Raw genomic sequence first — 11,776 nt, forward strand, 5'->3', positions numbered from 1 at the left:
CGGTCTGCGGTTTGTGCACTCGGGAGAACAACGGGACCGATTCAGAACAGGGGGTGCTCCGGCACGTACGCCCGCGCGTCGGCTCCGGCATCCGGTGCCAGTTCGGCGATGGTCGGCGGGTTCCACTTCGGGTTGCGGTCCTTGTCGACCAGCTGCGCGCGGATGCCCTCCACGAGGTCGGGGTGCTCGTTCACGAACCACAGCACCCTGCGGTACTCGCCCTCCAGCGCCGCGCGCAGACCGGGGAGGTCCCTGGCCTCGCGGACCGCGTCGAGCGTGACGGCGAGACCGGTGGGGGCGAGGCCCTCCAGCAGGTCGGCGATCGCTGCGGCATCCGTTGTGCCCTGCGCCTTCAGACGCTCGACGATCTCGGCGACCGACGGTGCGGAGAACGCCTCGTCGATCCACTCGCGCGATGCGGGCAGGGCCGACGGCTCTGGTGTCTCGTCGAAGAGCAGCACGATCTCCGCCGGCCCGGTCGGATCGGCACGGTAGGCGAGGGCCTCGCGCAGCGCCTCCAGCCGGTCGGAGGGCACGAAGTGGTCGGCGAAGCCGAGGTAGACGGCATCCGCGGCGTTCATGGTGCCGCCGGTGAGGCCGAAGTACTCCCCGAAGCGGCCGGGGGCGCGCCCGAGCAGCCAGGTGCCGCCGACATCGGGAGTGAATCCGATGCGGGTCTCCGGCATCGCCAGGGTCGAGCGCTCGGTGACGATGCGGATCGCCGCGTGACCGGCGAGGCCGATGCCGCCGCCCATCGTGATGCCGTCGGCGATCGCCACGACCGGCTTGGGGTACTCGGCGATCATCGCGTTCAGGGCGTACTCGGCCCGGAAGAACTGCGCGGTCTCCTCCGCCTTCCCCGCGACGATCTGCGCGTGCAGCGCACGGACGTCCCCTCCGGCGCACAGGCCCCGCTCGCCTTCGCCGTCCAGGACGACGATCTGCACATCGGTGTCGTCGCGCCAGGCGTCGAGGGCCGCTGTCAGCTGCACGATCATGTCGTGGTCGAGGGCGTTGATCGCCTCAGGGCGGTTGAGCGTGAGCCGCCCGAGGGCTCCTTCGGTGCGGACGAGAACGCGCGGAGCAACGGTGGGATCGGTCACGAGAGCCAGGCTACTCCCGTTTCCGAGGCGCCCTTTTCACCGGGAAATGCGCGATCCTGCGGCTTTTCCGGCAGGATAGACAGAACTGCCCATGCAAGGAGAGGTCGCGGATGCCCGACGGACAGGTGCTCGAGTTCACGCGCGTCACGAAGCGTTTCAACGATGTGACGGCGGTGTCCGACTTCTCCGCTCGGGTCGAGCCCGGTGTCGTGACCGCTTTCCTCGGCCCGAACGGAGCCGGCAAGACGACCTCGCTGCGCATCCTGCTCGGCCAGGTGCGCCCGACCAGCGGTACGGCCACGATCGGCGGCGTGCCCTATGCAGACCTGCGCACCCCGTTGCGCACGATCGGCTCGGTGCTCGAGGAGACGGTCTACCGCCCTCGGCGCACCGCGGCCAGGCAGCTGACCATCGCCGCGAAGGCCAACGGCATCCCCCTCTCCCGTGTCGACGAGGTGCTCGCGCTCGTGGGCCTCGACGGTGAGGGCGAGGGCCGTATCGGCAGCTTCTCCCTCGGGATGCGGCAGCGCCTCAGCGTCGCGCACGCCCTGCTCGGCGACGCCGGAACCCTCGTCTTCGACGAGCCGGCCAACGGCCTCGACCCCGAGGGCATCCGCTGGATGCGCCTGCTGATGCGCCGTCTGGCCGATGAGGGGCGCACCGTCCTCGTCTCCTCGCACGTGCTGAGCGAGGTCGAGCAGGTCGCCGATCACGTGCTCGTGCTGTCGAAGGGCCGGCTGGTCCTGTCCAGCGGCATCGAGAGCCTCGCCGACCCCGCAGCCGGTTCGGTGGTGGTGGATGCCGCGGATCGCGCCGCTCTCACCTCCGCCCTCGCCGCCGCAGGGTTCGAGGTCGAGGTGCTGCGCTCGGGTCTCACCGTGCGCGGCGGAGACGCCAAGACCGTCGGATCGGTCGCAGCGGCCGCCGGCGTCGCGCTGAGCACCCTCGTGCAGCGAGGACCGACGCTGGAGGATGTGTTCATCGAGCTCGTGCGCGGAGGCAAGCTCGCGCCGCACGCCGAGGCCGTCGCCTCGCAGCTCGTGCTCCCCGAGGCGCCCGCGTCGGCCGCGGACGACGCCGCCGAGGAGACTCCCGCCGCCGAAGCCCCCGTCGACGAGGAGTCCGCCGAGTATCCCTCCGCCGAGGACGTGCTGCCGCTGGAGGCCGAGTCCGTTCCCGGAGACCCGCTGGCCGCCGCCGTGCTGACCGCCGGCGCGGGAGCGGCGATCGCCGAGGCCTCCTCTACGGAGGATGCGGCCGATGCCGCCTCCGACGCGGTCGACGCCGCAGCGGACGCCGAGGATGCCGCAGCCGATGTCGATCACGCGGCCGCTGAGCTCGGGTACGCCGCAGAGGCAGCGGATGCCGAGGACACGGCCGATGCGGCCGACGACGCGACAGACGACGACGCGACAGACGACGACGCTGACACCGGCTCCGCAGAGGCGGAGGGCGAGGTCGCCGAGTCGACCGAGACAGAAGAGGCACCCGCTGCAGACGTCGCCGGAGGACCCTCGTTCGACGAGATCCTGTTCGGCACCGCGTCTGCCGACGCCGGCGAGACGGCCACCGAGCCGCACGATGCCGACGAGGGCGCCGAGCACTCCGGCCTCGAGGTCTTCGAGGGCCTCGACTCCTCGGAGGAGATGACCGCAGAGTCCGAGTCCGAGTCCGAGGCATCCGACACCGAAGCAACGGAATCCGAAGCGTCGGAGACCACGGGCGACGAAGCGTCGGAGACTGTGGGCGACGAGGGGTCGGAAACCGCGAGCGAAGAGGATGCCGACCCTCGGGCGGCAGCCGTCTCGTCGATGCTCGCCGCCGCGGCTCGCGCCTACTACGAGGATGAGCCGAAGGACTACCCCTTCGGCGAGGCGCCCACGGGCGATGAGCAGGGGCAGGACGAGGGCGCGCACTGGTCGGTCGCCACGACCGGAGTGATCGACGCCGTTCCTACCGCTGACGGCGGAGGCTCCGCCGAGGGCGACCAGGCCTCCGACCACCACGAGCACGAGGGCCACGAGCACGAAGGTGAGCACCACGAGGGCGAGAACCACGAAGGCGAGCACCACGAAGGCGAGCACCCCGAGGGTGAGCACCCCGAGGGCGAGAACCACGAAGGTGACAACCACGAGGGCGAGAACCACGAGGGCGAGGGCCAGGAGCACCACGAGGCCGAGCACCACGACGGTGAGCACCACGACCACCACCACGGCTGAACGCCGCTGACACGACGAACCCCTCCTGCCTGCGGGCATGGAGAGGTTCGTCGTGTGAAGCGGAGTCTCTGACGAGGTCAGGCGGGCCGCGGACGGATCACGGGACGGCGGCTTCCCTTGGACACCGGGACCGGAGCGGTCGCGACGATCTCCTCGACGTCGGCGGGCTCGTCGGACACGTCCAGACGGAGCGCCTGGGTCAGCGCGAGACCGTGGCTCGTCGTCAGGATGAGCCGGCGGTACTCGTGGTCTCCGTCGAGATCGATGACGACGCTCGGGCGCCGCCTGCGGATCAGGACGAAGTCGAGGCTGCCCGCGGTCTTCCAGGTTCCCGCGGCGAGCACTCCCGGGATGTGCGTGCCGGGGTTCGGCACTCCACGGAGCCACGTCCACGCGTCATCGGTGAGCTGCACCTTGGCGATGGTCTCGCGCTCGATGCGGATGTTGTCGCGGTGGAAGCTCGCGGCGCGCTCGATCGGCGAGAGCACGATCTCGAGTTGCGTCTGGTCCAGCAGCAACGTCACCATGCCACCAGTCTGCCAGCGGCATCCCCCCAGTTGTCTGGGTCTTGCTCACAGGAACGCAACGATCCCTTGTCGTGTTGATCCACTTCTCCCCTTCCCGCACGCCGAGATTCGAATATATGTACCATACTCGAGTCTCGGGGGGTCCGGAGACCGCCGAGGCGCGCGGAGGGAGCCGTCGTCAGGAACGAGTCGCGCGAGCCGCCGCCGCGGCCGCGGCCGGGAGCGCCTGCTCGATGAGATCGAGCTCCTCGTCGCCGTGCGCGGCGGTGAGGAACCAGGCCTCGAACACGCTCGGCGGGAGCGCCACTCCCTGCTCGCGCATGGAATGGAAGAACGGCGCGTACCGGAACGACTCCTGCGCCTGGGCCTCCGCGTAGTCGCGCGGCGCCGAGGCTCGGAACGAAGCGTTGAACAGGTTCCCCGCCTTCGCGACGGAATGGGTGACCCCGGCCTCCGTCAGCGCGCCCTCGAGAGCCGCGACCAGGCGAGCGGATGCCGCGTCCACCGTCTCGTACACCTCCGGCGTCGCGAGGCGCAGCGTCGCGAGCCCCGCGGCGACCGAGAGCGGGTTCCCCGACAGGGTTCCCGCCTGGTACACCGGGCCGAGGGGCGCGAGGAGGTCCATGATCTCGGCGCGTCCGCCGAGGGCCGCCAGCGGCATCCCCCCGCCGACGACCTTGCCGAAGGTGATGATGTCGGGGAGGTAGTCCTCGCCCGCCGCGGCCTGCAGGCCCCAGAAGCCCGCGGGGTGCACGCGGAATCCGGTGAGCACCTCGTCGAGGATCATCAGGGCGCCGTGCTCGTGCGCGGTGTCGGCGATCAGGCGGTTGAAACCGGGAACCGGCGCCACCACGCCCATGTTGGCGGCCGACGCCTCGACGATCACGGCCGCGATGCGGTCGCCGTGCTCGGCGAAGACCGCCGCCAGCGCGTCGGGATCGTTGTAGCCGATGACGAGCGTCTGCGCGGCGATCGGGGCGGGGACGCCCGCGGATCCGGGGAGCGCGAGCGTCGCGATCCCCGATCCGGCCTCCGCCAGCAGGCCGTCGGAGTGGCCGTGGTAATGGCCGGCGAACTTCACGAGCAGGTCGCGACCGGTCGCCCCGCGCGCCAGGCGGATCGCGGTCATCGTCGCCTCGGTGCCCGTCGACACGAGACGGACGCGCTCGACCGGGCGCGCCTCGGCGAACCGCACGCGGTCGGCGATCAGCGTCGCGAGCTCCACCTCGCCCTCCGTCGGAGCGCCGAACGACAGACCGCGCGTCGCAGCCTCCTGCACCGCCGCGACGACCTCCGGGTGCGCGTGACCGAGCAGAGCGGGCCCCCACGAGGCGACGAGGTCGACGTACTCGATGCCGGCGGCATCCGTCACCCTCGCCCCCTTGGCCGAGGCCAGGAAACGCGGAGTGCCCCCCACCGAGCCATAGGCCCGCACGGGAGAGTTCACTCCGCCGGGGGTCACCGCGCGGGCGGCGGCGAACAGATCGTCATTGCGGTCGGTCATGAGAACTCCTCCGGATGGCGAAGGGGCGATCAGCCGCGCAGCCAGCGCGCGGCCTCGGTCGCCCAGTAGGTCAGCACGGCGTCGGCTCCGGCGCGGCGGATCGACAGCAGCGACTCCAGCACGGCGGCCCGACGATCGATCCAGCCGTTCGCGGCGGCGGCCTCGATCATCGCGTACTCGCCGGACACCTGATATGCCCAGACCGGAATATGCACGGTGTCGCGCACCTCCCTGAGCACGTCGAGGAAGGACATGGCCGGCTTCACCATGACGATGTCGGCGCCCTCGGCCTCGTCGACGACGGCCTCGCGCACGCCCTCCCTGCGGTTGCCGGGGTCGAGCTGGTAAGTGCGGCGATCGCCGGTGAGCTGAGAGTCCACCGCCTCGCGGAACGGCCCGTAGAACGCGCTCGCGTACTTCGCGGCGTAGGCGAGCAGCAGCGTCGAGTGGAAGCCCTCGGCGTCGAGCGCCGCGCGGATGACGGCGACCTGGCCGTCCATCATCCCCGACAGTCCGAGCAGCTGGGAGCCCGCTCGCGCCTGCGCGAGCGCCATCGCGGTGTACCGCTCCAGGGTCGCGTCGTTGTCCACCGAGCCGTCAGCCGCGAGCACGCCGCAGTGGCCGTGGTCGGTGAACTCGTCGAGACACAGATCGGTCTGCACCACGAGGGCGTCGCCCACCTCGGCAGCCAGCGCCTCGGTCGCGACGTTCAGGATGCCGGCGGGATCGTCGGACCCGGAGCCGCGTGCATCGCGCACCGCGGGCACGCCGAACAGCATCACTCCGCCGACTCCGGCCTCGGCCGCGTCCACGGCGGCTGCCCGCAGGGAGTCGAGGGAGTGCTGCAGGACGCCGGGCATGGAGCCGATCGGAGAGGCCTCGGAGATGCCCTCCCTGACGAACAGCGGCAGCACGAGCTGACGGGGTTCGAGGGACGTCTCGCGTACGAGGTCGCGCACGGCGGGCGACTGCCTCAGCCGACGGAGGCGGGTCTCGGGGAAGCTCACGGCGCGAACTCGTCGGCCGCGTGCGGAAGCGTGAAGTGCGACACCGCGTCGATGAGGGCATCCACCGTCTGCCGGTCGGCGACCACCGTGATCGGCAGCCCCGCCTTACGGGCGTCGTGGGCGGTACGGGGCCCGATCGCAGCCAGCAGCGTTTCGTCGGGGATGTCGGGGAACTGCTCGCGCACCTGCTGAGCGACGGAGCCGCTGGTGATCAGGATCGCGTTGATGCGGCCGTTCTGCACATCGCGCATGATGCGATCGGTCACAGGGACTCCGACGGTACGGTACGCCACCACGCTGTCGACGTCGTGTCCGGCCTTCTCCAGCAGCTTGCTCAGCACCGGCTTCGCGATCTCGCTGCGCAGCGCCAGGATGCGACGGGGCTCCGTCTCCAGCCCGATCAGCTGCTCGGCCATGCCCTCGGCGGAGTTATCCTCGTCGGGCACCAGCGCGACCTCGTAGCCCACGGCCTGCAGAGCCGCGGCGGTCGTCTCGCCGACCGCGGCGATCCTCGTCGTGCGGGGGACGACGGCGCGATGCGCGAACATCACGTCGACGGTCGTCGCACTCGTGATCGTCAGCCAGTCGTACGCACCCGCTGCCAGCTGCTCCAGCGCCACGTCGAGCGCGGCCTGGTCGGTCGTGGGGGCGAAGTTGATGAGGGGCGCGACGACGGGCACCGCGCCCTGGGAACGCAGACTCGCGGCGACGCCGTCGCCCCACGGTCCGCCGCGGGGTACGAGGATGCGCCAGCCGTCCAGCGGTCGGTCCTGCTTTGAATCAGTCATGAGGAATGCTCTCGGGAGACGAGGTCAGCCGCCCCTTGATCGAGCAGCCGACGGGCAACAGTCAACCCGAGCTCGCGCGCTGCGTGCATCGGGTCTGCACCATCGGCAGCATCCGCTCCATTGCCACTGCCGTTCCGATGAATATACTCCCCGTTCAGGTCTTCCGTGACGTCGAGGCCGATTCTCCTGCCTCCGTCGGCCGCGTAGACGACCGTTCTGACGCGCACCGAGGCGCCGGAGACGACCGCGTGGGCGGCCATCGGCGCCTGGCATCCGGCGTCCAGTCCTTCGAGGATCGCGCGCTCGACGGTGACCGCCACACGGGTCGCCTCGTCGTCCAGCTCCGCGAGCGCCGCGAGCAGCGCGGGAGCGGCATCCGTACGCGTCTCGACGGCGAGCGACCCCTGCCCGGGGGCGGTCGGCCACTCGGCGAGACCGAGCTCCTCGCGCCGCAGGGGCGAATCCGCTCCGAGGCGCGACAGGCCGGCGGCGGCGAGGATGACGGCATCCAGCTCCTCCGTCGCCACACGCTGCAGACGCGAGTCGACGTTGCCGCGGATGTCGACCACCCTGGCGTGCGGGGCCCGCCGTCGCACCTGCGCGATACGACGCGGGGACCCCGTGCCGATGAGGCTTCCCGGCGGCAGCTCGTGCAGGGGGATGCCGTCGCGCGTGATCGCGACGTCGCGGGCGTCCTCGCGCACCGGCGTGGCTGCGATGACGAGGCCCTCGGGGATCGCCGTCGGCAGGTCCTTCAGCGAGTGCACGAGGAGATCGCACTCCCCGGCGAGGAGAGCCTCACGAAGACGGGTGGCGAAGATGCCCTGGCCGCCGATCTCCGACAGGGACGCACGGTTGGTGTCGCCCTCGCTGGTGATCGGAACGAGCTCGACGGGACGGCCGGCGACCTTCTCGAGGGCGGCGGCGACATGACCGGACTGCGCCTGCGCGAGCGCGCTGCGGCGGGTGCCCAACCTGATCGGGGTGCTCATGGCGGGGCCTACTGCAGCACGTCCGCGATCTCGTCGAACCGCAGTCGGCGCCCCGTGTAGAAGGGCACCTCCTCCTTCACGTACAGACGCGCGTCGGTGTAGCGCAGGTCGCGCATCAGGTCGACGAGCTCGGTGACGTCGTCGGCCTCGAGGGGAAGGAGCCACTCGTAGTCGCCGAGGGCGAACGCGGCGACCGTGTTCGCGATGACCCCGGTGAACGCGGCGCCCTTGCGGCCGTGATCGGCGAGCATCTTCCGACGCTCCTCCTCCGGGGCGAGGTACCACTCCGGGGTGCGCACGAACGGGTAGAGGCAGAGCCAGTCCTTGGGCTCGATGCCGCGGAGGAACCCGGGCACGTGCTGACGGTTGAACTCGGCGTCGCGGTGCACGCCCATGACGTTCCACACGGGCAGGAGGGTGCGCAGCAGTTCGGTGCGACGAAGACGACGCAGCGCCTTCTGCAGGTCTTCGGCGGTGTCGCCGTGGAGCCACACCATCAGGTCGGCGTCGGCCTTGAGGCCGGAGACGTCGTAGAAGCCCCGCACGGTCACGCCGGAGTCTTCGATGTACGAGACGATCGTCTCGAGCTCAGTGGAGTCGGATTCGGTCACCGGGACGTCGGGATTGCGTCGCCATACCGCCCAGAGGGTGAAGCCGGACGGGTTCTCTTCGCGCTCTTCGGACATGCACCCAGTCTGCCCCCTTTGCGCGACGGGTGCGAACCCGCGGAGGAACCCGACCCCCGTGGGCGCGGGAAGGATGCTCAGCGCGAGGCTGCGCGCGCGATGACCCACACGAGGCTGCCCACGACGGCGGCGAGGGCGACTGCTCCCGCGATCGCCCCGACCGGGTTGCGGTCGGCGAATCGCCGCGCCTTCGCCGCTGCGCGCACCGAGGCCTTCTCGATGCGCCGGGGGAAGTTGCCCTTGACCTCGATCGCGGCGAGCGCCGCCTTGAGCTCGGCCCTCGCCGAGGCCACGGGATCGACGATGCCGGCCGGGACCGCGGTCTTCGGCAGCGAGCCGGTGCTGTCAGAGTTCGTCATCGCCTGAGCCCTTCGCGATCTTGATGTCGGCGGCAACCGCCTGAGCAGGGTTCTCCCGCGCCAGCACCTTGCGGAACTTCAGGATGCCGAGCAGTGCGAAGAACAGCACCGCCAGGATCAGGATGCCGAACACGGCGATGGCCGAGAGCCAGACCGGCCACCAGGACGAGAGCCCGGCGATGGCGAACACCAGGACCACGGGCACGGCCCAGAACAGGAAGAACAGGGCGACCAGGAACCACACGGAGCCGATGCCGGCATCCTTCGAGGTCTTCGCGACCCACGCCTTGGCCGCGTCGATCTCGGCCTTGACGAGGTTCGTGACCAGGTCGGGGAGGTCGCCGATGAGGGTCAGCAGACTGTCGTCCGCACGATCCCGATATCCGCGGGGCATGTCAGTCGTCGGCCTTCTTCGGAGCCGCGGGCTTCTTCGCCGCGGCAGGCTTCTTCGCTGTCGTGCTCTTCGCGTCGTGCTCCGCTCGGCGCTTGGCCTCGGCCACCGCATCCTCCGTCGCCTTGGCGAGGTCGTCTGCCGCGTCCTTGCCGGTGGCGATCGCCGAGTCGAGCCGCTGGCCGGGGGTGCCGTTGCCGCTGGCGGACTTCGCGATCTTGACGACGCCGGTCCAGATCGCGCCGGGGACGGCCGCAGCCTTGTCGCCCACGTAGGACTTGACCTTGGTGACCTGCTCCTGGACGGGGTCGAGGTGCCAGACCTTGAGCCACTGCGTCTTGATCTGCTCGTAGCGCTCGCGCCCGGCTCGCGTGCCGAGGACGTATCCGACGCCGAGTCCGACGACGAGTCCGATCTTCCCCTTCATGGGGTCTCCTCTACGTAGTTCCGGTGTGGACGCCTGAGGCGAACCGGCGATTCGGAACCGCCGACCAGGTACCCAGCGTAACCCCATATGCCGATTTCGGCATCTACACGTGAGGGGGTTGACAAGCAGATGACGAAAGACGTCCTCATCGGAGGGCGATCAGCCCCACAGCAGCGCGCGGCGGAGGCGGTCCGCCTCCTCCTTCGCATCGGGGATCACCTGGGCGAGGCCGGTCCCCGCGAGCCACGCGCCGACGGCGGCGAGGCCGGGCACCGCCTGCACAGCCGCACGGGCGGCGGCACGACGATCGCCCGATCCGATGATCGACGCCGGCTGCGACTGCACGAACCGGGCGCGATGCGAGGCCACGAGGGCGCTCTCGTCCAGGGGGACTCCGAGAAGGGCGGATGCCTCACGCAGCGCGAGCCTCGCCGCATCCGCGTCGTCCAGCGCCGACGTCGCCGCGGGCTCGCCCTGGGCGCCGAACGACACCCGGACGACCTGCCGCTCGCGGGCCGCCTCACGCACCCACCGCCACTTCGCACTCGAGTGGGTGAGCGCCTTCGCGGTGTGCGAGCCTGGCACCGTCAGCACCCCGGTGCCCCGCGGCGCGGAGGCGAGCTCTGCGGCATCGAGCAGCAGGGTCACGATCTCGATCTCGGGGGCGACAGCCGCGTCGGTGCGCGAGAGCGCGGGGGCCGAGGACGCGAGGAGCTCGCGGGCCGTCGCCTCCGGAGTCGCGACGATCACGGCATCCGCGGTGAGGACGAGCTCCTCGGGGGCGGGCTCCTCGCTCGTGCCGTCGGCGGGTGCGGCGAGCGCGTCCGTATCAGCCGCAGCGATCTCGGCCGTCACCGTCCACGTCGCATCCGACCGGGAGACGCCGGAGACCTCCGCGCCGGTGCGGACCACCCCACCGAGGCTCTCGATGTCGGCGACGAGCGCATCGACCAGCCCTGACATGCCGCCGTCGAGACCCTCGACCGCGGACCCCGGCGCTTTCGCCGAACGGGCGGCGCCCTCGTCGCGCAGCGCCTGCACGGCGCCCGAGAGCGAGCCGACGCTGGTGAGCGCGGCGTTGAGGCCGGGGGCGGCGATGTCGACGTCGACGTCTTCGGGGAGCGCCGAGTACACCCCTGTCGTCACCGGGGCGACCAGGCGGTCGCGCACCTTCGCGCCCATGCGGGAGGAGACCAGCTTGCCGAGGCTGTGGTTGTGGCCGATAGTCAGCGGCGGGCGCACGCGGTCGAGGTAGGCGCGCCAGACGCCGGACCAGCCGATGATGCGGCGCACGTCGTCCTGGAACGGGTTCGCGGGGATGCCGAGGATGCCGCCGACCGGCAGCGGCGCCGCTCCCACACCGGGGATGCCGGCCAGCCAGGCCCCGCCCGCTGCGGGGGCGACGATGCGGTCGGCGAGGCCGAGGTCGTCGAGCAGCGCCCTGACGTGCCCGCCCCTCGTCGCGAAGCTCTCCGCGCCGGCGTCGACCGCGACGCCTCCGAGGTCAGCCCGACGGATCGCGCCGCCGACGGCATCCGCCGCCTCCAGCACCGTCACGCGCATGCCGACCTTCACGCACTCGCGCGCCGCGATCAGCCCGCCGATGCCGCCGCCGATCACGATGACGTGCTTCTCTGCGGCGAGGGCGGCGAGGTCTTCAGGGCGTGCGGTCATGCCTTCCATCCTCGCTCATCGCGAGCGCGTCACGAGAGCTGCCGCCCGTCGGAAACAGTTCCCTCTTGCCGTCCGGACGCGTGATGACTACTGTTTAGC

The 11,776-nt window shown here is 71.1% G+C and carries 12 protein-coding genes and 1 pseudogene; 1 reads left to right on the top strand and 12 read right to left on the bottom strand.

The window, feature by feature from the left end; translation table 11 throughout:
- Positions 1 to 41 precede the first annotated feature (41 nt).
- Positions 42 to 1,103, bottom strand: a complete 1,062-nt coding sequence (locus CQ047_RS08625) for an enoyl-CoA hydratase/isomerase family protein (protein WP_105674245.1) — start codon at positions 1,101 to 1,103, stop codon at positions 42 to 44.
- Positions 1,104 to 1,213: 110 nt separating this feature from the next.
- Here CQ047_RS08625 and CQ047_RS19225 point away from each other — a divergent pair.
- Positions 1,214 to 1,771 (top strand): annotated as a pseudogene (locus tag CQ047_RS19225) (ATP-binding cassette domain-containing protein); the annotation flags it as partial.
- A gap of 1,285 nt (positions 1,772 to 3,056) precedes the next feature.
- Here CQ047_RS19225 and CQ047_RS19230 read toward each other — a convergent pair.
- From CQ047_RS19230 to CQ047_RS08680, 11 genes are all read right to left on the bottom strand, one after another.
- Positions 3,057 to 3,335, bottom strand: a complete 279-nt coding sequence (locus CQ047_RS19230) for a pentapeptide repeat-containing protein (RefSeq protein WP_374954057.1) — start codon at positions 3,333 to 3,335, stop codon at positions 3,057 to 3,059.
- A 64-nt stretch (positions 3,336 to 3,399) separates the two neighbouring features.
- Positions 3,400 to 3,849, bottom strand: a complete 450-nt coding sequence (locus CQ047_RS08635; RefSeq protein ID WP_105674248.1) for a hypothetical protein — start codon at positions 3,847 to 3,849, stop codon at positions 3,400 to 3,402.
- Positions 3,850 to 4,027: 178 nt separating this feature from the next.
- Positions 4,028 to 5,353, bottom strand: coding sequence for a glutamate-1-semialdehyde 2,1-aminomutase (locus CQ047_RS08640; protein ID WP_105674250.1), 1,326 nt, complete (start codon positions 5,351 to 5,353; stop codon positions 4,028 to 4,030).
- Positions 5,354 to 5,382: 29 nt separating this feature from the next.
- Positions 5,383 to 6,360 (bottom strand): porphobilinogen synthase, encoded by a 978-nt coding sequence (hemB, locus tag CQ047_RS08645; protein WP_105674252.1) that lies wholly within the window; start codon positions 6,358 to 6,360, stop codon positions 5,383 to 5,385.
- Positions 6,357 to 7,148, bottom strand: a complete 792-nt coding sequence (locus CQ047_RS08650; protein WP_105674254.1) for a uroporphyrinogen-III synthase — start codon at positions 7,146 to 7,148, stop codon at positions 6,357 to 6,359. The genes hemB and CQ047_RS08650 overlap by 4 nt, the downstream gene beginning before the upstream one ends.
- Positions 7,145 to 8,140, bottom strand: a complete 996-nt coding sequence (gene hemC / locus CQ047_RS08655; RefSeq protein WP_105674256.1) for a hydroxymethylbilane synthase — start codon at positions 8,138 to 8,140, stop codon at positions 7,145 to 7,147. The genes CQ047_RS08650 and hemC overlap by 4 nt, the downstream gene beginning before the upstream one ends.
- Positions 8,141 to 8,148: 8 nt before the next feature.
- Positions 8,149 to 8,826 (bottom strand): hydrogen peroxide-dependent heme synthase, encoded by a 678-nt coding sequence (hemQ, locus tag CQ047_RS08660; protein ID WP_105674258.1) that lies wholly within the window; start codon positions 8,824 to 8,826, stop codon positions 8,149 to 8,151.
- Positions 8,827 to 8,903: 77 nt separating this feature from the next.
- Positions 8,904 to 9,185: a hypothetical protein gene (locus CQ047_RS08665; protein ID WP_105674260.1), complete on the bottom strand. Its 282-nt coding sequence runs from the start codon at positions 9,183 to 9,185 to the stop codon at positions 8,904 to 8,906.
- The gene (locus CQ047_RS08670; protein ID WP_105674262.1) at positions 9,172 to 9,579 is read right to left on the bottom strand and encodes a phage holin family protein; all 408 of its coding nucleotides are present in this window, start codon (positions 9,577 to 9,579) and stop codon (positions 9,172 to 9,174) included. Before CQ047_RS08670 ends, CQ047_RS08665 begins: the two co-directional genes overlap by 14 nt.
- Before the next feature lies 1 nt (position 9,580).
- The gene (locus tag CQ047_RS08675; RefSeq protein ID WP_105674264.1) at positions 9,581 to 10,003 is read right to left on the bottom strand and encodes a hypothetical protein; all 423 of its coding nucleotides are present in this window, start codon (positions 10,001 to 10,003) and stop codon (positions 9,581 to 9,583) included.
- A 159-nt stretch (positions 10,004 to 10,162) separates the two neighbouring features.
- The gene (locus tag CQ047_RS08680) at positions 10,163 to 11,677 is read right to left on the bottom strand and encodes an NAD(P)/FAD-dependent oxidoreductase (RefSeq protein ID WP_105674374.1); all 1,515 of its coding nucleotides are present in this window, start codon (positions 11,675 to 11,677) and stop codon (positions 10,163 to 10,165) included.
- Positions 11,678 to 11,776 lie beyond the last annotated feature (99 nt).

The sequence above is a fragment of the Microbacterium sp. MYb72 genome (assembly GCF_002979415.1).
Lineage (GTDB): Bacteria > Actinomycetota > Actinomycetes > Actinomycetales > Microbacteriaceae > Microbacterium > Microbacterium natoriense.